Consider the following 19,642-nt stretch of genomic DNA (forward strand, 5'->3'; position numbering starts at 1 on the left):
ATGCGGGTGGGTGCCGGTTGCTCCCGCCAGCGCGTTTCGACCGCCGCCTTGGTTTCATCAGAGAGTCTTTCGCCATGAGTCCTGTGAACGGTGCCCTGCCGGCCCCGGAATTCTCGCGCATCGTCAATGCAGACACGGTGCGCCGCGCCGACGTGACCGAGACCATCGAGGCGACGGAGACGGAGCGCCGCGCGCTCGCCGAGCGGCTGGAACTGGAGGCGATCGGCAGCCTGACCGCCACGGTGAAGCTGCGCGCGGTGCGCGGCGGCCAGATGATCCGCGTGTCCGGCAAGCTGGAGGCCGACGTGGTCCAGACCTGCGTTGTCACGCTGGAGCCGGTGCCGGCCCATGTCAGCGAGAGCTTCGAGGCGCTGTTCGCCCCGTCCTCGATGGTCGAGGACCTGGGACTGGAGATCGATTTCGATCCCTCATTGTCGGACGAGGACATCCCCGAGCCGATGGACAACAACCGAATCGATATTGGCGAACTGACCGCGCAGCACCTGTCGCTGGGCCTCGACCCCTATCCGCATGCCGAGGGTGTGGAATTCGAGGGCTATGACGAGGGTGATGAAGGCGGGGCTGCCGAAGAAGAGGTGGCGGAGGAGCCGGAAAAGCCGAACCCGTTCGCCGTTCTGCAGCAATTGAAGCAGCAGAAGTGACTGCGGTCTTGCGTCCCCCGCGGTTCCTTGTATAAGGGCCGGCATTTCCACCCCCTCCAATGAGCGGCGCGGGGTTGCGAAATGGGGGTTGTTCGGGCTTGCCCTTTGGGGGCATTTGCCTTATTGAATGCCGCTCGCGCTGGGCGGCCCCTGTTCGGGCCGCCCTTTCCAATGAAGAGAGTTTACGGTCATGGCTGTTCCGAAGAAGAAGACCTCCAAGTCGCGGCGCAACATGCGGCGTTCGCACCACGCTCTGCCGACCTCGGCCTACAACGAGTGCCCGAGCTGCGGTGAGCTGAAGCGTCCGCACCACGTCTGCGGGTCTTGCGGCCAGTACGACCAGCGCGAAGTGGTTCAGAGCGGCACCGCGGCCGCTTGATCCCGATCGCGTTGTCTGAGGTCCCGATGATCAGGGGCGTACTTCGCCCCTGCCGGGGTCCTAGCCGGGGAGCCTGTTCGCGGTGAGCCAGCGCCTGACCATCGCCCTGGATGCCATGGGTGGCGATCTCGGTCCCGACATGGTCATTGCCGGGGCGGACATCGCGCGGGAGCGCCATCCCGATGTGCGTTTTCTGCTGTATGGCGACCGGGATCGGATCGAGCCGCTGCTGAGCCAGCGGCCCGCGTTGAAGGCGGTGGCGGAGATCCGCCATACCGCCGACTTCGTGGCCGGGGACGCCAAGCCCGCAGTGGCCCTGCGCGCCGGACGCCAGTCCAGCATGAGGCTTGCCATCGACGCCGTGGCGTCGGGCGAGGCCGCCTGCGTGGTCTCGGCCGGCAACACCGGCGCCCTGATGGCGATGGCGAAGTTCGTGTTGAAGACGCTGCCGGGCATCGACCGGCCGGCGATGGCTTCCTTCTTCCCGACGCAACGGGGCGAGAGCGTGATGCTGGACCTCGGCGCCAACGCCGAATGCCAGCCGGAAAACCTCGTCCAGTTCGCCGTGATGGGGGCCGTCTTCGCGCGCGCCATCCTGGGTCTGCCGGAGCCGTCGATCGGCGTGCTGAACATCGGCTCGGAAGACATGAAGGGCAACGAGGTGGTGCGTGCCGCGGCGGCGAGCCTGCGCGACATGCCGCTGCCCGGCCGCTTCCACGGCTTCGTCGAAGGCACCGACATCGGGCTGGGCACGGTGGACGTCATCGTCACCGATGGCTTCACCGGCAATGTCGCGCTGAAGACGGCGGAGGGGACGGCCAAGCTCTTCTCCGAGTTTTTGCGCCGCACCTTCGCGACGTCCTTCCTGGCACGGATCGGCTATCTGCTGGCACGCGGCGCCTTCAAGCGCTTCCGCGAGCGGATCGATCCGCGGCGCTACAACGGCGCGATGTTCCTGGGCCTGCGCGGCGTCTGCGTGAAGAGCCATGGCGGCACCGACCCGGTCGGATTCGCCAATGCCGTCGCGGTCGCCATCAATCTGGCGACTCACGGTTTCAACGAGCGCATCAAGGAAGAGATGGGGCGCATTGCCGACGCGAACCCTCTTCCCGACACGAAGGCGGCGGCGGGCTGAACCATGGTCATGCGTTCCCGAGTTCTTGGTTGCGGTATCTTCCTGCCGGCCAACGTCGTCACCAACCAGGATCTGGAACAGCGGGTCGACACGACGGACGAGTGGATCGTCCAGCGCACCGGCATCAAGTCCCGCCACATCGCCGCGGAGGGGGAGAAGACCTCCGATCTCGCCATCGCCGCGGCGACTCGCGCCCTTGAGCATGCCGGCGTGCCGGGCGATAGCATCGACTGCATCATCTTGGCCACCACCACACCGGACAACACCTTCCCGGCAACGGCGACCAAGGTGCAGGCGGCGCTGGGGACCAAGGGCTTCGCCATGGACATCCAGGCGGTCTGCGCCGGGTTCGTCTATGCCATGTCGGTCGCCGACAATTTCCTGCGCAACGGTCAGGCGCGCCGCGCCCTGGTGATCGGGGCGGAGACCTTCTCCCGTCTGCTGGACTGGAACGACCGCACCACCTGCGTGCTGTTTGGCGACGGCGCCGGCGCCATCGTGCTTGAGGCCTATGAGGCCAAGGGCGATTCGACGGATCGCGGCGTGCTGTCCACCCATCTGCATTCCGACGGCAGCCAGTACGACCTGCTCTATGTCGATGGCGGCGCGTCCTCGACCGGCACCATCGGCCATGTCCGCATGCACGGGCAGGAGATCTTCCGCCACGCCGTCTCCAAGTTGTCGGCGGTGGTGGAGGAGGCTTTGGTTGCCAACGGTCTGGAGTCCACCGACATCGATTGGATGGTTCCGCATCAGGCGAACCGGCGCATCATCGACGGGCTGGCCCGCAAGATGAAGCTGTCGCCGGAAAAGGTCGTGCTGACGGTGGACCGCCACGGCAACACGTCGGCTGCGTCGATCCCGCTGGCGCTGGGCGAGGCGGTGGCCGACGGCCGGGTCAAGCGCGGCGACCTGATCTTGATGGAAGCCATCGGCGGCGGCCTGACCTGGGGTTCGGCGCTGATCCGCTGGTAAGCGGCCCCTCCTTTTTCCGCGCCTGCTTCAATGCTGCACCGCACGCCCGGCCCGGCTTCGGCCGGGCTGTATGCGGCTGCCAAGCTTTTGAATTGACGGACCTTCTTTCCCCGGATTACCGTCTTCGCAATGGTTGCGGGGGAGGTCGAACCATGTCTCAGAACACCGTCACGCGCGCCCAATTGAGCGAGGCCGTCTACCAGGAAGTCGGTCTTTCGCGCAACGAATCGGCCGATCTGGTCGAAACCGTCCTGGACGAGATTTCCGACGCGCTCGCCCGGGGGGAGATGGTGAAGATTTCCTCCTTCGGCAGTTTCCAGGTTCGCCAGAAGGGTGAGCGGGTCGGCCGGAACCCGAAGACCGGCGAAGAAGTGCCGATCCTGCCGCGGCGGGTGCTGGTCTTCCGTGCCAGCCATGTGCTGAAGAACCGCATCAACGATGTCCAGGAGGGTGGGGCGCCGACGCCCGCGCGGGCTCTCTCCTGACGCCGGCCGTCTGTTATGACGCCGCTTTCAGTGGAATGGGCACCCCGTCCAACGCCGTGCCGTGCCTGTCCGCGGATCGTCGCATCCGGCCACTGCCGGGCGGCGGCCTGATCCTGCCATGAAGTCCGCCACGGCCTATCGCACCATCAGCGAGGTGTCGACCGACCTGAACGTGCCTCAGCATGTGCTGCGGTTCTGGGAGACGAAGTTCCCCCAGATCCGCCCGCTGAAGCGCGGCGGAGGCCGGCGCTATTACCGGCCGGAGGATGTGGAGCTTCTGCGCCGCATCCAGGCGCTGCTGTATGAGGACCGCTATACCATCAAGGGCGTGCAGCGCCTGCTGAAGGAAGGGCGCATGTCCGACCCCACGCCGCCGTTGCCCGAGGATGCCGATGAACCCGGCGACTCCGGCGGCGGACCGATGGGCGGGGAGACGTTGGATGACGGTATGGAGGACGGTGGCCTGGATGACGGGCCGGACTATGGGGCGCAGCCGCCTTTGTCCGCCGCCCTGCGGCACGAGATCACCATGGTGGTGGACGAGCTGAAATCGCTGCGGTCGGTTCTGTCGCGCCTGTCCGAAATCGGGGACAAAAAAAGCTGAAAAAGCATCACGGGAGATGTTGCATCGGCAAAAGTCCGCGGCTATAGTCCCGTTCCCTTCCGGAGCCAAGCCGCAAGCACTGCGGTGAAGTTGACGGAGCGTAGCGCAGCCTGGTAGCGCATCAGACTGGGGGTCTGGGGGTCGCAGGTTCGAATCCTGTCGCTCCGACCAGTTCCGGAAGGTGAAAGAAGCCTCGAAGTCCTTGGACTTCGGGGCTTTTTTATTGCGCTCGATTAGGCCCGTATTCAGAGCCGAGCGGTGGTGCCGGCGCGGGGCGCCATGCGCAGGAAGCATTGCGCACAATCTCATCGCGCATAATCAAATACATTGCGCACAATCTAATTGTGAGCGATATTCAGACCCACGAGATCACCAGCGGCGGTGCTTCCTGCCGCTCCGCCAACCAAACCCCGATATCCATTAAGGAGAGCGCACCATGAAGACCCTGTATTCGACGAAGGTGTCCGCCACCGGTGGCCGCGACGGCAAGGCCGTCAGCGAGGATGGCCTGCTGTCGGTCGCGCTGGCCGCGCCGAAGGAGTTGGGCGGGCAGGGCGGGGCCACCAACCCCGAGCAGCTGTTCGCCGCCGGCTATTCCGCCTGCTTCATCGGCGCCATCAAGTTCGTCGGAAACCGCGACAAGATCGCCGTTCCGGCCGACCTGTCGGTGACCGCCACGGTCGGCATCGGCGCCCGCGACGATGGCGAGGGCTTCGGCCTGACGGTGGACTTCGTCGTGTCGCTGCCGGGCATGGACAAGGCCGCCGCCGAGGATCTGCTGGCCCGCGCGCACAAGGTCTGCCCGTACAGCCATGCCACCAAGGGCAACATCCCGGTCACCACGACCGTTGCCTGAGGCGCTTGCCCAAGGTCGTTTCATAGGGTGATCGCCTGAAGCGAAACGTCTTCAGGATTGCGCCGCCGGGCTGTTGCGCGCGATTGTGCCGAACGCATGATCGACCGGCGCGTTGCAGCACGGCGGTTCGCGCCGTTTTGAAGGTTCCGCAAAGCCATGACTGCCGACAGGAACGATCCGCTTCTGCTGTCCAACCAAGCCTGTTTCGCCCTCTACTCGGCGAATCTGGCGATGACCCGTGTCTATCGTCCGCTGCTGGAGTCGCTCGGACTGACCTACCCGCAATATCTGGCGATGTTGCTGCTGTGGGAGGAGGACGGGCAGTCGATGAAGGCGCTGGGGGAAAGGCTGGGGCTGGACAGCGGCACGCTTACCCCGCTGCTGAAGCGGATGGAAGGGCAGGGGCTGGTCACCCGCGCCCGCGATCCTCAGGACGAACGGCTTGTCCGCATTCGCCTGACCCCCGACGGCGCGGCGTTGCGCGGCAAGGCCGAATGCCTGCCGACCCACATCGCTGCCGCCGCCGGATGTTCGGTTGCGGAATTGACCTCCCTGCGCGAGGCGTTGCTGAAACTTCGCGACGATCTCAATCGGGCCGCTGACCACAACTGAACCGGCGCCCTCGAACCGGCGCCCTCGAAAGGGACTGGAAATCGGCGGCAGGACGGCCTTTCCTATCCGGCCGCTCCCCGGAAGGAAGGTGCCTGCCGTGACTTCTCACATCATTCACGACCGTCTCCGCATCCGTGCGGCCGATGCCGACGACGCACCGGGCCTCGCCCGGCTGATCGATATTGCCGGCGGCGGGGTCTACGGCTTTCTGCTGGACGGGCTGATGCCGGGGCTGACGGCGGCGGAAATGCTGATGCCGGGCCTTGCCGGGCGCAGCGGTTCGCTGTCGCATCGGCAGAGCGGGGTCGCCGAACTGGATGGCCGGGTCGTCGGCGTCGCCCACGGCTATCCCACCGACTGGATCCGGACGGAGGATTACAGCGGCCTGCCGCCCGACCGGATCGCCCACATGGCCGCATTCTCCGAAACGCTGGACTGGGGCAGCTATTTCCTGTCGGCCCTGGCGGTCGATCCGGCGCAGCGCCGCCACGGCATCGCCGGGCGGCTGCTCGGCTGGTTCTACGAGCGGGCGCGGACCGGCGGGTTCGACCGCGTCACCCTGCATGTCTGGGCCGACAACGATCCGGCCCGCCGTCTTTATGCCGGCGAGGGGTTCGAGGAGATCGGCCGCGCCGACATCCCCTGGCACCCCCGCCTGCCGCACCAGGGCGGCAGCATCCTGATGCGGCGCTATCTCTGAGCGGCGACGCGCAGCGGTACGCTTTCGGCCGACAACTCGTCGATACGGCGCACCACCAGATCGGGGGCGGCGTAATGCACCATATGTCCGCAGTCCGGCACCCAATGCAGGGTGCTGTTCGGCAGGACATGATGCAGGCGGCCGCTCTGTTCCTCCTGTGAAACGATGCGGTCCTCGTGGCCGGCGAAGATCGCCACCGGGACCGTCACGTCGGCATAGCGGTGCTGCAGCCGGTCGGCGCCCGGTGCCAGGGTGACGCCGTCCTGGGCGTTGGCGCGCAGCTGGCCGGGGCGGGTGGTCAGGGCGACGGGGAAGGTCTCCGTCAGATGGTCGGGCACCGGCCGGGGCGAGAACAGGGTCTTCAGCATCGCCGGCATCACCGCCTTGGAGAAGGGCGGCGACACGGTGTAGCGCAGCAGGTCGCCCAGCACCGGGGCTGCAACCGGCGCCACCATCACCGCGTCCACCCGCTTGGTCGGGAAGTAATAGCCGGAGATCAGCGCCAGCCCCTTCACCGTCCGCGGATGGTCGAGCGCCAGGGCCAGCCCGATCAGGGTGGCATAGGAATGGCCGGCGACCACTGCGTTTTCGATGCCCAGGATCGCGAAGGCCTTGGCCAGCAGGTCCGCCTGATCCTCGGGGGTCCAGGCGCGATCGCGGGGACGGTCGCTGTGGCCCATGCCGGGACGGTCGAAGGCGATCACCCGGTGATTGCGCGCCAGCCGGTCGAACAGCCCGCTCGCCAGCGAATCGCCGAGAGCGGAGACATTGCCGTGCAGCAACACGACCGGCGGACCCTCGCCGGCTTCCATGTAATGCAGCCGGACGCCGTCGACGGTCACGAAGCGGCCTTCGGGCGGATAGCGCCGCTCCGCCGCGCGGGCCGCCAGCGTGTTGGCGACGGCCAGCCCACCCAAGGCAAGCGCGGTGATGCCGAGGGTCTTGAAGATGGTGGATTGGTGGTCGGTCATGGTGGTCGTCCTCTCAAGCGGCTGCTGCGATGCAGCATAGTCGAGAGGACAACCGGGGGCGGGGGGAAGGGTTCCCGGCTGTGAGGACGTTAGCCCCTCACTTCCCCGCCTTCAACTGCTCCCGCGTCAGCCAGAACACCTCGCCGAAGCTGTTGGCGGTCTGCAGCCACAGGAAGTCCAGGTGGGGGTATTCCGCCTCCAGGATCTCGCGGCCGGTGCCGAATTCGCAGAGCAGGCCACCCTCCGGGGTCAGGTGCTTGGGCGCTTCCTTCAGGATGCGGCGGACGATGTCCAGCCCGTCGTCGCCGCCGGCCAGCGCCATCTCCGGTTCAGCCCGGAACTCGGGTGGCAGGGCGTCCATCGCTTCGGCGTCGACATAGGGCGGGTTGGTGATGATGACATCGTATTTCCGCGTCTTCAGCGGCGCGAACAGGTCGCCCTGATGCAGGGCGATGCGGTCCTCGAACCCGCTGTCGGCGACGTTGCGCTTGGCCACCTCCAGCGCGTCGGGCGACAGGTCGACCGCGTCCACCTGCGCCTCCGGGAAGATGCGCGCCGCCAGGATGGCGAGACAGCCGGAACCGGTGCAGAGATCCAGCACCCGCTCCACCGAGGTCGGATCGTCCACCAGCGTGAAGTCGTCGCCGCCGAACAGGTCGGAGAACAGCAACTCCCCGATGTAGGAGCGCGGGACGATCACCCGCTCGTCCACATAGAAGGGGATGCCCTGGATGTAGGCCTTGTTCAGCAGGTAGGGCGCTGGCTTGCGGGTGTCGATGCGGGCATGGAGGATGCCGGCCACCGCCTCACGCTCCGCCGCGGTCAGGCGGGAGTCGAGATAGGGGTCGAGCTGGTCGACCGGCAGGTGCAGGGACTCCAGCACCAGGAACACCGCCTCGTCGAAGGCCGTGGTGGTGCCGTGGCCGTAATCGAGGTCGGCCTCGTTGAAGCGGCTGACGCCGTAGCGCAGGAAATCGCGGATGGTCGACAGCTCGGCGGCGGCGGCGGCGGCGGTGTGCTTGGCAGTCACGGGCGGAAGGCTCCGGTCAGGGACGGGAAAGGGTCAGAGGAGGTCCAGCACCGATTCCGGCGGCCGGCCGACGCGGGCGCGGTCGCCCTTCACCACGATGGGGCGTTCGATGGCGGACGGATTGGCGGACAGGGCGGCGACCAGCGCCTCACCGTCGAGGTCTTTGGCGATTCCGGCCTCCGCCGCCTCCTTGGCGCGGGTGATGTCGCGCGGACCCTTGCCCAGCTTGGCGAGGATGGCCGACAGTTCCGCCAGGGAGGGCGGGGTCTTCAGATACTCGATCACCGCCGGCTCGACGCCGCGGGAGCGCAGGAGTTCCAGCGTCTCGCGCGACTTGCTGCAGCGCGGATTGTGGTAGATCGTCACGTCGCTCATGGCGGGTTTCCAAATTGGAAGGTCGGTCCGACTGATACACCCAACCCGCGTCCCGCGCCAATCCGGCATGCGGAAAGCTCTGTGGCGGCGCAACATCCGTCAGGTGACAAGGGCTGCCTTTGGTATTATTTTGCGCGCTCGCTTTTCCGTGGCCCATCGCGCCGTTTCCGGCAGGCGGGCTGCCGATCAGTCCCGATGCCCAGATACGGAAGCCGGCCGTGACCAAGCTCTCGCTCTCCAAGGACAAGATCAACATCCTTCTTCTGGAAGGTGTCCACGACAACGCCATCGACGAGCTGGCCCGCGGCGGCTATGCCTCTGTCGAGCGGCTGCCGCGCGCCCTGGACGAGGATGAGCTGCTGGAGCGCATCGGGTCCGTCCACATCCTCGGCATCCGGTCGCGCACCCACCTGACCGCCAAGGTGTTCGAGGCGGCCAACAAGCTGATCACCGTCGGCTGTTTCTGCATCGGCACCAACCAGGTCGATCTGAAGGCGGCGCGCCGCACCGGCATCCCGGTGTTCAACGCCCCCTATTCCAACACCCGGTCGGTGGCGGAGCTGGTGATCGGCGAGATCATCATGCTGATGCGCGGCATCTTCGAGAAGTCGCAGCTGGTCCATGGCGGCGGTTGGATGAAGTCGGCCAAGGACTCCTACGAGATCCGCGGCAAGACGCTGGGCATCGTCGGCTACGGCCATATCGGCACCCAGGTGTCGATCCTGGCCGAGGCGATGGGCATGCAGGTCCGCTTCTACGACGTCGTGCGCAAGCTGGCGCTCGGCAACGCGCGCGCCTGCGACTCGCTGGAGGAACTGCTGTCGGTCTCCGACGTGGTGACCCTGCATGTGCCGGACACCCCGCAGACCCGCGACATGATCGGCGAGCGTGAACTGGCGACGATGAAGAAGGGCAGCCACCTGATCAACGCCGCCCGCGGCCAAGTGGTGGACATCGAGGCGCTGGCCGCCGCGATGAACAGCGGCCACATCATCGGTGCCGCCATCGACGTCTTCCCGGTCGAGCCCGGTTCGGACAAGGAAGAGTTCCAGAGCGCGCTGCGCGGCATCAAGACCGCCATCCTGACTCCGCACATCGGCGGTTCGACCATGGAGGCGCAGGCCAACATCGGCACCGAGGTGGCGCAGAAGCTGCTCGAGTATTCGGACAACGGCTCCACCGTCGGCGCGGTCAACTTCCCGCAGGTGGCACTGCCGGTTCAGGCCGGCTGCACCCGCTTCCTGCACGTCCACGAGAACCGTCCGGGCATCCTGCGCAAGGTGAACGAGGTGTTCTCCGGCCGCGACCTGAACATCGCCGCCCAGTATCTCCAGACCGATCCGGAGCTGGGCTATGTGGTGGTCGACGTGAACGGCGACGTGGAGGAGATGGAGGTCGTCAACGACCTGCGCGCCATCGAAGGCACCCTGAAGGCGCGTTTCCTGTTCCCGGCGCATCAGTGAGGGGTTTGGGGCTGCCGGCGAAGATCCTTCGACGGCACCCCGATCTTCCACTCCATGTCTCTTGTCGGCGGACGGTTTCCTGATATCTGTATCGGGATGACCGTTCGCCTCCTGTTCCTCTTCCTTTCGGGCATGCTGCTCGCCACCCTGCCGGCCGCCTCGCCGGCTGCGGCGCAGTCCAACGGCTGCAGCGGGTTTCCGCCGACCAAGCTCGTGTTCGACACCGTGCTGGCGCCGATCCAGCGTGACGACGGGCGAACGGTCGCGCAACTCACCCGGCTGCCGGGACGCACGCCGGGACCGGCCGGGAGTGCCGATGGCCATGTGCTGGGGCTGACCCTGGCCCGCTATGGCGAGCAGTCGCAGGTCTCCGCCCTGTTCAGGACCATGAGCGACGGCACCTATTGCGCATCGGCCAGCACGGTGACCATAAGCTTTGGCTTCCAGCAGCGCATCGTCCATGTCGCCAGCGAAATCCCGGTGAACTCCTGCCTGCATGGCGAGGTGCTGGCCCATGAGATGCGCCATGTCGCGGTGGACGAGGCGTTGCTGCGCGAGATGATGCCGATGATCCGCATCCGGCTGGACCAGGTGCTGGAGGGCATGGCGCCGGTGCGCTCGCGCAGTCAGGCCCAGGCGATGGCGGCGATCCGCCGGCCGCTCGAATCGGCGATGCGGCGGATCATGCAGGAGTTCGGGCGCGAGCGCGACCGCCGGCAGGCGCAGGTCGATACGGTGGAGGAGTATGAGCGGGTCAGCCGCGTCTGCAACGGCGAGGCCCGCAATTATCTGCCGAAACCCGCCCAGCGCCAGACCGTCCGCCGGGGGTAAACCACTGTCAGCGCTTGCGCCGCCGCCGGTCGGTTGCGTGACCGTCGGTGAACTCCGGCGGCTTGCGCCGCACCCAGCGGATGAAGGCGGCGATGTCGGGATGGCCGCGCAGCGCCTCGATCTCGTGGTAATGGTCGCGCAGTTGCTGCTCGGTCAGCACCGCGTGGATCTTGGCGTGGCAGATGCGGTGCATCGTCACGGTGTCCCGGCCGCCATAGGTGCGCGGGACCAGATGGTGTTCGTTCAGGCTTGCGCCGGGAACCATCGGCCGACCGCAGAGCGGGCAGGCGGGATGCTCCTCCTGTGGGGCGGCGGGGATGGCGATCGGCGGGGGCGGCAGTCGGCGCATGGAGTCCGGGGCAGGGGGCGGGCGTGCCGGGGGCCTCGATGATATGGCGCGATCCCGCCACCCCGGAAAGCCCGCCTTCAACTCCGCGCGTCCGCCGTTGCATCGACTGGCGCTGCCGGTGCGGCCTGCGCCCGCTGGCCGACCCAGACGCTGCCGAGCGCCAGTGCGATCCCGGCAATCTGATATCCGGTCAGCGATTGGCCGAGCAGCGCCCAGCCCAGCACCACCGCCGTGACCGGGCTGAGGAAACCCAGCGGCGCCACCGCGGACGGCTCCAGCCGCGACAGGCCGCGGAACCACAGGATGTAGGTCAGCGCCGCGCCGATCAGGCCGAGATAAACGAAGCCCAACAGGTTGGCCGTCGTCGGCAGCGGCAGCGCGGGTTCGAGCAGCAGCGCCACCGGCACCAGCAGCACCCCGCCCGCGGTCAGCTGCCAGGCGGTGAAGGTCAGCGGCGACACCGGCGGGAGCCAGCGCCGGCTCAGCACCGTGCCCGCGGCCATCGACCCGGCGCCGGCCAGCGCCGCGAGCACGCCGATCCCGTCCAGAGTGGCGCTGGGCTTCAGGACCAGCAGGGCCACCCCGCCGATGCCGGCCATGGCGGCTGCGACCGCCAGCGGGCGGATCGGGGTGCCCAGCAGTGGGCGCGACAGCGCGATGACGATCAGCGGCTGCACCGCTCCCACCGTGGCGGCGACGCCGCCGGGCAGGCGGTAGGCCGACACGAACAGCATCGCCCAGAAGAAGGAGAAGTTCAGCGCCCCCAGCACCAGCGAGCGTCCCCACCAGCATCCCCAGGGCAGCCGGCGGACCAGCAGCAGCAACAGAAGCCCGGCCGGCAGGGCACGCAGCAGCGCGACCGTCATCGGGTAGCCCTGCGGCAGCAGTTCGGTGGTGACGATGTAGGTGCTGCCCCAGATCGCCGGAGCGATGGCGGTCAGCAGCAGGTCGGTGGACCGGGCCATGATCCGGCGTTCCCAAAAAGAGGGGCGTCAACAAAAAGGGCGCCCCACCGGGACGCCCTCTTCAGCGGGTTGGTTCCGCTCGACCGTCAGGCCGCCTTTTTCTCGGCGATCAGCTGGACGAAGCGGTCGAACAGATAGTGGCTGTCCTGCGGGCCGGGCGAGGCTTCCGGGTGGTACTGCACCGAGAAGACAGGCTTGCCCTTCAGGCGGATGCCCTCGTTGGTGCCGTCGAACAGGCTGACATGGGTGACCTCGGCGTCGGCCGGCAGAGTCTCCGGCACCACGACGAAGCCGTGGTTCTGGCTGGTGATCTCCACCCGGCCGGAGGCGAGGTCCTTGACCGGGTGATTGGCGCCGCGGTGGCCCTGCTGCATCTTGGTGGTCTTGGCGCCCAGCGCCAGCGACAGCATCTGGTGGCCGAGGCAGATGCCGAACATCGGCACGCCGGTGTCGAGCAGGCCCTTGATGGTCGGGACGGCGTACTCGCCGGTGGCGGCGGGGTCGCCGGGGCCGTTGGACAGGAAGACACCGTCCGGCTGGTGGCGCATCACATCCTCGACCGTGGCGGTCGACGGCACCACCGTCACCTTGCAGCCGGATGCCGCGAGGCAGCGCAGGATGTTGCGCTTGGCGCCGTAATCGATGGCGACGACATGATACTGCGGCTTGTCCTGGGTGGCGTAGCCGCCGCCGATGGTCCAGCCGGCCTCGGTCCAGTCATAGGTCTGGCGGCAGGACACGTCCTTGGACAGGTCCATGCCCTCCAGCCCCGGCCAGCCCTTGGCCTTGGCGACCAGCGCCTCGATGTCGAACTTGCCGTCCGGTGCATGGGCGACGACGCCGTTGGGCGCGCCCAGGTCGCGGATGCGACGGGTCAGGCGGCGGGTGTCGACGCCGGCCAGACCGACCAGGCCGTAGCTCTTCAGCCAGTCGTCCAAATGGCGGGTGGCGCGCCAGTTCGACGGGTCGGTGATGTCGGCGCGCAGGATCAGGCCGCGGGCGGCCGGGGTGATCGTCTCGATATCTTCGGTGTTGGCGCCGGTGTTGCCGATGTGCGGGAAGGTGAAGGTGATGATCTGGCCGGCATAGCTGGGATCGGTCAGGATCTCCTGATAGCCGGTCATGGAGGTGTTGAAGCACACCTCGCCCACCGAATCCCCCGTGGCGCCGATGCCTCGGCCGCGGAACACCGTGCCGTCGGCCAGAACAAGCACGCCGGTGTGAACCGCATTGTCGGAGGGGGGAGTGGCGAGAGTCATTCCTGTGAACCTTCCCAAAAACCGCGGCCGGCGACGGATCGGGTGATCGGCGGAACGGCGACGGCCTAGCGTCCCGCCGGGCGCGCACACGGAACCGCTCGCACCCCACCTCCGCCGGTACGGGCGGTGACGCGGGATCGAGTGGGCTGATCGGGTGGGCCGGACATCCTATATGACGATTGGATGCCGGATTTCCAGCAATAGCTTTGCAAGGCGGCCCTGAACCGGCGGCAAAGTCGGACGGCTCATGCGCGGCCATTCGCCGGCTGGGGCTTTTGCCATGGAAATCGGCGGCCTTTTTCGGAATAGTCGGCTGTCCGGCCGGGGCCTTCCATCCCGGCCCGACGAACCAAGGAAGACGGGACATGACGTTGCGCACGCAGTTCAATGACAGCCTCAAGGATGCGATGCGCGCGAAGGACCAGCGCGCGGTGTCCACCATCCGCATGATTCTCGCCGGGCTGAAGGACCGCGACATCGCCGCCCGCCCGCGCGGCGTGACCGACGGCATCGACGAGGCGGAGATCCTGTCCATGCTCCAGGCGCTGATTAAGCAGCGCAACGAGTCGGCGGCGCTGTACGAGCAGGGAAACCGTCCGGAGTTGGCCCAGCAGGAGCGCGAGGAGATCGCGGTCATCGAGCGCTTCCTGCCCAAGCAGATGAGCGACGAGGAATCCGCCGCCTCCATCGACGCCATCGTCACCGAGCTTGGCGCCGCCAGCATCAAGGACATGGGCAAGGTGATGGCCGAGCTGAAGGCCCGCCATGCCGGCCAGATGGACTTCGCCAAGGCCGGCGGTCTGGTGAAGGCGCGGCTGTCGGGGAAGTGAAGTAAGGGTTGCTGGCCGCAGAGGGGCGACTCAGGCTAGTCTGAGGTCTGGCGCCTCTTCGGCGATCGGGGTGGCGGCAGGAGGACAGTCGAATGGTCGCGGTCCGCAAATCCACCTTTTCGGGCATGACCGTCGCCCAGTTCCTGGACTGGAGCGGCGACGGCACTGACACGCGCTTTGAGTTGGTGAACGGTGAACCGCGCGCCATGGCGCCGGCGAGCATCACCCATGGCATCCTGCAAAGCACTGTCGCCCGCCTGATCGGCAACTATCTGGCCGACCGCGCCCCCGGCTGCCATGTCGTGACCGCACCGGGCGTTCAGCCGCGTGTCCGGTCCAGCCACAATCTGCGCATTCCCGATTTGGGCGTGACCTGTGCCGCCGATGAAAGGGGGCTGCGCACACTGCCCGATCCGGTCCTGCTGGTCGAAATCCTGTCGCCCAGCAACGAGGCCGAGACCTGGGAGAATGTCTGGACCTACACCACGCTGCCGTCGGTCCGCGAGATCCTGGTGCTGTGGACTGCCGGCATCGGTGCGGAGCTCTTGCGCCGGCAGGCGGATGGAAGCTGGCCGGAAAGCCCGCTGGTGATCGTCGGGGATGACGCACTGAGTCTGGACAGCATCGGCTATCAGGCGCCCCTGCGCGCGCTCTATGCCGGGACGCATCTTGTCCGCCAGCCGGACTGACGCATTGCACCTGCGCCATCTGCCCCCTTGGGTCCGGCGGTGCTGGTTCCCATACTATGCCTCTGCTATAGCCTGGCGCCCGTCGCGCCCCTCCTTCGTTCCCCGGTGACCGTTCGACCATGGCTTTCCCGCCCCAATTCCTGGAAGAACTGCGCAGCCGGCTGGCCCTGTCGGAGGTGGTTTCCAAGCGCCTGCGCCTGATTCGTGCCGGCCGCGAGTACAAGGCCCCCTGTCCGTTCCACAATGAGAAGTCGCCGTCCTTCTACGTCAACGACCAGAAGGGCTTCTTCCATTGCTTCGGCTGCGGCGCCCACGGCGACGTCATCGGTTTCGTCATGCGTCACGACAATCTCGGCTTCCCCGAGGCGGTCGAGCATTTGGCCGGAGAGGCCGGACTGCCGGTGCCGCGCCCGACGGAGGAGGACCGGCAGCGCTACGAGCGGCGCAAGACCCTGCACGACCTCGTCGAGCAGGCGGCCCGCTGGTTCGAGCAGCAATTGCACAGCTCCGCCGGACGGGCGGGGCTGGATTACTTCATGCGGCGCGGGCTGGATGGCGACACCATCGCGCGCTTCAGGCTGGGCTATGCGCCCGGCGATTCGAACGCGCTGCGCACCTATCTGGGCAAGCAGGGGTTCTCCGACGAGGACATGGTCAATGCCGGGCTGCTGAAGCGGCCGGACGACGGCCGGTCGCCCTACAGCTTCTTCCGCAACCGGGTGATGTTCCCGGTCACCGACCGGCGCGGGCAGGTGGTGGCCTTCGGCGGGCGCATCCTGGAGGGAGACGGGCCGAAATACGTCAACACCGCCGACACGCCGCTCTTCCATAAGGGCACGCTGCTCTACGGCCTGTCGCGGGCGCGGCAGGCGGCGGCGGACGGCAAGCCGGTGATCGTCGCCGAAGGCTACATGGACGTGATCGCCCTGGTCCGCGCCGGCTTCGAGGGGGCGGTGGCGCCGCTGGGCACCGCGCTGACCGAGACGCAGGTGCAGGAGCTGTGGAAGCTGATCCCGGCGGCGGAGAAGGTGCCGTTCCTGTGCTTCGACGGCGACAACGCCGGCCGGCGCGCGGCGTGGCGGGCGGTGGAGCGCATCCTGCCGCACCTTGCCCCCGGCCAGTCGGCCCGCGTCGCCTTCCTGCCGGAGGGCGAGGATCCCGACAGCCTGATCCGCGCCCAAGGCCCCAAGGCGATGGGCGCGGTGCTGGAGGCCGCCATCCCGCTGTCCGACGCCCTGTGGCGGATGGAGAGCGAGGGCCGGCCGACCGACACCCCGGAGGCCAAGGCCGCGGTGAAGGCGGCGCTGGAGGCCCGCGTCGCCACCATCGCCGACCGCGACGTGCAGGGCTTCTACCGGACCGAGATGCGCCGCCGCGTCGACGAGGCCTTCGCCCCCGCGCGTCCGGCCTACAACCGCGGCCCCTGGGTGCCGGGGCAGGGGCGGGGGCGTTTCGGCGAACCGCCGCGCCGCCATGTGCCGGGCGTGCCCGGTCGCCTGACCTCCAAGCCGGTGGGGGAGGGGCGCGGCCGCGCCTCCCGCCTCGCCTCGATGCGGGAGCGGATTCTGCTGGCGACGATCATCAACCATCCCGAGCTGTTCGGCGAATTGGCCGAGCCGTTGGGGCTGTTGCCGTTCGGTGACCCGGAGCTCGAAAAACTGCGCTGGGCGGTGATCGAATGTCTTTCGGACGATCGTAACCACGACTCGACACTTGACGCCGCTGCGCTTTGTCTCCACTTGTCATCCGCCGGCCATGAGACGATGGTCGGTGCTTTGCTAGGCGAGTCGACCTATGTCCATGCCGGCTTCGCCCGTCCGGATGCCTCCACGGAGGATGCCCGGAAGGGATGGTGGCCTGCGTGGCGGCATCTGCATCAAGAGCGGGTGCTCGACGATCTTAGGGAAGCGAAGGCGGCTTTGACCCGTGACAACAGCGAGGCGAACTTCGCGAGGGTCGTGGCTCTTCAGCAGGAGGTCATAAAGTCCGGTCTGGGTATGACGGATGATGGTGACTTTGACGATGTCTGACGGTTGATGGCTTGTGTCGTCGGCCGCAGGATGTCGGTTGATGGGGCACGGAATTGACAGGAAGCAGTCAACAGGACAGGGCCGCATGACAGTTTCTGTGATGGCGGGTTCTGGGTAGATACATGGTTGGGGGTGGGGCGGACGGGCCGGGCAACCGGGACCGGGCGCTCCTTTCGTCTTTTTCAATGGGGTAATGCGGGGGCACCGAACGCATGGCCACGAAAGCTGCGAACAGCGTGGAAGTTTCCGAAACGCGGGAGGAATCCGCAGACGGTCCTCTGATGGACGGCATGGGCTTGGCCGTCAAGAAGATGATCGCCCGTGGCAAGGAGCGCGGGTATGTCACCTATGACGAGCTGAACGCAGCGCTGCCGCAGGATTCGTCCTCGTCCGAGCAGATCGAAGACACGATGGCGATGCTGTCCGAAATGGGCATCAACATCGTCGAATCGGAAGAGCAGGATTCAGAGAACAGCGGCGAGGGGGCAGGCGAAGGCGAAGGCCGTTCGTCGGGCAATCTCGACGACGACGACATCGGTCGTACCGACGACCCCGTGCGCATGTACCTGCGCGAAATGGGGTCGGTGGAGCTGCTGTCGCGCGAAGGCGAAATCGCCATCGCCAAGCGGATCGAAGCCGGCCGCGAGATGATGATCGGCGCGATCTGCGAATCGCCCCTGACCATCCGCGCCATTCTGGAGTGGCATGATTCCCTTATGGAAGGGAAGATGCTGCTCCGTGACATCATCGACCTGGACGCCACCTATGGCGGCGGCCCGGACGGCGAGGAGATGCCGGAAGGCCTGGCCGAGGTGGTGGAAGCCGCCGGCACCGGGCCCGCGGCTGCGCCCGCCGCCGATGCGCCGGCCGGCGAGGACGGCGACGAGCCGCGTCCGCCGCGCGCCGAAGGCGAGGGCGAGGAAGGCGACGAGGGCGACGAGGGCGACAACAGCCTGTCGCTGTCCGCGATGGAAGCCGCCCTGAAGCCGCAGGTCATCGAGACCTTCGAGAACATCAAGGCGACCTACGACAAGCTGCACAAGCTGCACGAGGCCCGCATGGCCGCGATGCAGCGCGGCGAGGACATGGGCAAGCAGACGGACAAGAAGTACGAAAAGCTCAAGACCGAGATGGTCGAGCTGATGAATACCGTCCGCCTGAACAACCAGCGCATCGAGCAGCTGGTCGAGCAGCTCTATGGCCTGAACCGCAAGCTGACCGGTTTCGAAGGCCGCCTGCTGCGCATGGCGACCGACTGCCGTGTGAAGCGCGAGGACTTCCTGAACCAGTATTTCGGCCACGAGCTGGACCCGAACTGGCAGGAGCGCATCCGCGGCCTGAACCCCAAGACCTGGGGCAAGTTCGCCGAGAAGTACGACGGCGACATCCGCAAGACGCGCGAGTCGATCGCCCAGGTGGCTGAAGAGGCCCGCCTGCCGATCAACGAGTTCCGCCGCATCGTCTCCACCGTCCAGAAGGGCGAGAAGGAAGCGAGCCGCGCGAAGAAGGAGATGGTCGAGGCCAACCTGCGCCTCGTGATCTCCATCGCCAAGAAGTACACGAACCGCGGCTTGCAGTTCCTGGACCTGATCCAGGAGGGCAACATCGGCCTGATGAAGGCGGTGGACAAGTTCGAGTACCGGCGCGGCTACAAGTTCTCGACTTACGCCACCTGGTGGATTCGCCAGGCCATCACCCGTTCCATCGCGGATCAGGCGCGGACCATCCGCATCCCGGTCCACATGATCGAGACGATCAACAAGCTGGTCCGCACCAGCCGCCAGATGCTGCACGAGATCGGCCGCGAGCCGACCCCGGAGGAGCTGGCCGAGCGTCTGATGATGCCGCTGGAGAAGGTGCGCAAGGTCCTGAAGATCGCCAAGGAGCCGATCTCCCTCGAGACGCCGATCGGCGACGAAGAGGATTCGCATCTCGGCGACTTCATCGAGGACAAGAACGCGGTCCTGCCGCTCGACGCCGCCATCCAGGCGAACCTGCGCGAGACGACGACACGCGTCCTGGCCTCGCTGACCCCGCGCGAGGAGCGCGTGCTGCGCATGCGCTTCGGCATCGGAATGAACACCGACCACACGTTGGAAGAGGTGGGTCAGCAGTTCAATGTGACCCGCGAGCGTATCCGCCAGATCGAGGCGAAGGCGCTGCGCAAGCTGAAGCACCCGTCGCGGTCGCGCAAGCTGCGCAGCTTCCTCGATACCTGATTGGGACACCTGATCCGGAAGCCGTATCGTTCGAGACGAAGCGGGGGCCGAAAGGCCCCCGTTTTCGTTTTCGGACTTATGCGTCGGAACGATGAACGAGGGGTTGCATTTCCCCAAAGCTTTGTCGCAAAGTGCGCCCCGCGGTAGGGCCTGTAGTTCAGCGGTTAGAACGCGCCGCTCATAACGGTGTTGTCGTCGGTTCGAATCCGGCCGGGCCCACCAA

At 67.0% G+C, this 19,642-nt stretch carries 21 protein-coding genes and 2 tRNA genes; 17 read left to right on the plus strand and 6 right to left on the minus strand.

Annotated features, from left to right (window positions below; genetic code table 11):
* Positions 1 to 74 precede the first annotated feature (74 nt).
* From ACWPKK_RS03630 to ACWPKK_RS03675, 10 genes are all read left to right on the plus strand, one after another.
* Positions 75 to 662: a YceD family protein gene (locus ACWPKK_RS03630; protein WP_452001097.1), complete on the plus strand. Its 588-nt coding sequence runs from the start codon at positions 75 to 77 to the stop codon at positions 660 to 662.
* A 190-nt stretch (positions 663 to 852) separates the two neighbouring features.
* A complete protein-coding gene (gene rpmF / locus ACWPKK_RS03635; RefSeq protein ID WP_111065907.1) occupies positions 853 to 1,041 on the plus strand; it encodes a 50S ribosomal protein L32 in 189 nt (62 codons plus the stop codon).
* Positions 1,042 to 1,123: 82 nt separating this feature from the next.
* Positions 1,124 to 2,176: a phosphate acyltransferase PlsX gene (plsX, locus tag ACWPKK_RS03640; protein WP_324864540.1), complete on the plus strand. Its 1,053-nt coding sequence runs from the start codon at positions 1,124 to 1,126 to the stop codon at positions 2,174 to 2,176.
* A 3-nt stretch (positions 2,177 to 2,179) separates the two neighbouring features.
* Positions 2,180 to 3,151 carry a beta-ketoacyl-ACP synthase III gene (locus ACWPKK_RS03645; protein ID WP_452001099.1) on the plus strand — a complete coding sequence of 324 codons (972 nt, stop codon included), beginning with the start codon at positions 2,180 to 2,182 and terminating at the stop codon, positions 3,149 to 3,151.
* 152 nt (positions 3,152 to 3,303) lie between these two features.
* On the plus strand, positions 3,304 to 3,636 hold the full coding sequence (locus tag ACWPKK_RS03650) for an integration host factor subunit alpha (RefSeq protein WP_111065910.1): 333 nt from the start codon (positions 3,304 to 3,306) through the stop codon (positions 3,634 to 3,636).
* A 118-nt stretch (positions 3,637 to 3,754) separates the two neighbouring features.
* Positions 3,755 to 4,240 (plus strand): MerR family transcriptional regulator, encoded by a 486-nt coding sequence (locus tag ACWPKK_RS03655; protein ID WP_452001101.1) that lies wholly within the window; start codon positions 3,755 to 3,757, stop codon positions 4,238 to 4,240.
* Positions 4,241 to 4,334: 94 nt separating this feature from the next.
* Positions 4,335 to 4,411 (plus strand) — tRNA-Pro (locus ACWPKK_RS03660).
* A gap of 265 nt (positions 4,412 to 4,676) precedes the next feature.
* Entirely contained in the window at positions 4,677 to 5,096 is a 420-nt protein-coding gene (locus ACWPKK_RS03665) for an organic hydroperoxide resistance protein (RefSeq protein WP_149223271.1), read from the plus strand.
* Between the two features lie 156 nt (positions 5,097 to 5,252).
* A complete protein-coding gene (locus ACWPKK_RS03670) occupies positions 5,253 to 5,708 on the plus strand; it encodes a MarR family winged helix-turn-helix transcriptional regulator (protein WP_452001103.1) in 456 nt (151 codons plus the stop codon).
* Between the two features lie 97 nt (positions 5,709 to 5,805).
* On the plus strand, positions 5,806 to 6,408 hold the full coding sequence (locus tag ACWPKK_RS03675) for an N-acetyltransferase family protein (RefSeq protein WP_452001105.1): 603 nt from the start codon (positions 5,806 to 5,808) through the stop codon (positions 6,406 to 6,408).
* On the opposite strand, the gene ACWPKK_RS03680 is transcribed toward ACWPKK_RS03675, so the two are convergent.
* The 3 genes from ACWPKK_RS03680 to arsC all read right to left on the minus strand — a co-directional run bounded on the left by ACWPKK_RS03680 (position 6,399) and on the right by arsC (position 8,784).
* Complete coding sequence (locus ACWPKK_RS03680) at positions 6,399 to 7,379, minus strand: alpha/beta fold hydrolase (protein WP_452001107.1); 981 nt, start codon at positions 7,377 to 7,379, stop codon at positions 6,399 to 6,401. The two genes, ACWPKK_RS03675 and ACWPKK_RS03680, sit on opposite strands and share 10 nt — an antisense overlap.
* Positions 7,380 to 7,476: 97 nt before the next feature.
* Entirely contained in the window at positions 7,477 to 8,409 is a 933-nt protein-coding gene (prmB, locus tag ACWPKK_RS03685) for a 50S ribosomal protein L3 N(5)-glutamine methyltransferase (RefSeq protein ID WP_452001109.1), read from the minus strand.
* A gap of 33 nt (positions 8,410 to 8,442) precedes the next feature.
* Positions 8,443 to 8,784 (minus strand): arsenate reductase (glutaredoxin), encoded by a 342-nt coding sequence (gene arsC / locus ACWPKK_RS03690; protein ID WP_452001111.1) that lies wholly within the window; start codon positions 8,782 to 8,784, stop codon positions 8,443 to 8,445.
* 218 nt (positions 8,785 to 9,002) lie between these two features.
* Here arsC and serA point away from each other — a divergent pair, with 218 nt between their 5' ends.
* On the plus strand, positions 9,003 to 10,247 hold the full coding sequence (serA, locus tag ACWPKK_RS03695) for a phosphoglycerate dehydrogenase (protein WP_452001113.1): 1,245 nt from the start codon (positions 9,003 to 9,005) through the stop codon (positions 10,245 to 10,247).
* Between the two features lie 96 nt (positions 10,248 to 10,343).
* Positions 10,344 to 11,078 carry a hypothetical protein gene (locus ACWPKK_RS03700; RefSeq protein WP_452001115.1) on the plus strand — a complete coding sequence of 245 codons (735 nt, stop codon included), beginning with the start codon at positions 10,344 to 10,346 and terminating at the stop codon, positions 11,076 to 11,078.
* Positions 11,079 to 11,085: 7 nt separating this feature from the next.
* Here the strand turns inward: ACWPKK_RS03700 and ACWPKK_RS03705 are convergent, their stop codons facing one another.
* The 3 genes from ACWPKK_RS03705 to carA form a co-directional block, all read right to left on the minus strand.
* A complete protein-coding gene (locus ACWPKK_RS03705) occupies positions 11,086 to 11,427 on the minus strand; it encodes an HNH endonuclease (RefSeq protein ID WP_452001117.1) in 342 nt (113 codons plus the stop codon).
* A 77-nt stretch (positions 11,428 to 11,504) separates the two neighbouring features.
* On the minus strand, positions 11,505 to 12,392 hold the full coding sequence (locus tag ACWPKK_RS03710) for an EamA family transporter (RefSeq protein WP_452001119.1): 888 nt from the start codon (positions 12,390 to 12,392) through the stop codon (positions 11,505 to 11,507).
* Positions 12,393 to 12,478: 86 nt separating this feature from the next.
* Complete coding sequence (carA, locus tag ACWPKK_RS03715) at positions 12,479 to 13,651, minus strand: glutamine-hydrolyzing carbamoyl-phosphate synthase small subunit (RefSeq protein ID WP_452001121.1); 1,173 nt, start codon at positions 13,649 to 13,651, stop codon at positions 12,479 to 12,481.
* A gap of 365 nt (positions 13,652 to 14,016) precedes the next feature.
* Here carA and ACWPKK_RS03720 point away from each other — a divergent pair, with 365 nt between their 5' ends.
* The 5 genes from ACWPKK_RS03720 (at position 14,017) to ACWPKK_RS03740 (ending at position 19,641) form a co-directional block, all read left to right on the plus strand.
* Positions 14,017 to 14,481, plus strand: coding sequence for a GatB/YqeY domain-containing protein (locus ACWPKK_RS03720; protein WP_452001123.1), 465 nt, complete (start codon positions 14,017 to 14,019; stop codon positions 14,479 to 14,481).
* Positions 14,482 to 14,573: 92 nt separating this feature from the next.
* A complete protein-coding gene (locus ACWPKK_RS03725) occupies positions 14,574 to 15,170 on the plus strand; it encodes a Uma2 family endonuclease (RefSeq protein WP_452001124.1) in 597 nt (198 codons plus the stop codon).
* A 119-nt stretch (positions 15,171 to 15,289) separates the two neighbouring features.
* A complete protein-coding gene (dnaG, locus tag ACWPKK_RS03730; RefSeq protein ID WP_452001125.1) occupies positions 15,290 to 17,200 on the plus strand; it encodes a DNA primase in 1,911 nt (636 codons plus the stop codon).
* 212 nt (positions 17,201 to 17,412) lie between these two features.
* On the plus strand, positions 17,413 to 19,419 hold the full coding sequence (rpoD, locus tag ACWPKK_RS03735; protein WP_452001127.1) for an RNA polymerase sigma factor RpoD: 2,007 nt from the start codon (positions 17,413 to 17,415) through the stop codon (positions 19,417 to 19,419).
* A gap of 146 nt (positions 19,420 to 19,565) precedes the next feature.
* Positions 19,566 to 19,641, plus strand: a tRNA-Ile gene (locus ACWPKK_RS03740).
* Position 19,642: the final 1 nt, after the last annotated feature.

Source organism: Azospirillum largimobile, assembly GCF_977007025.2.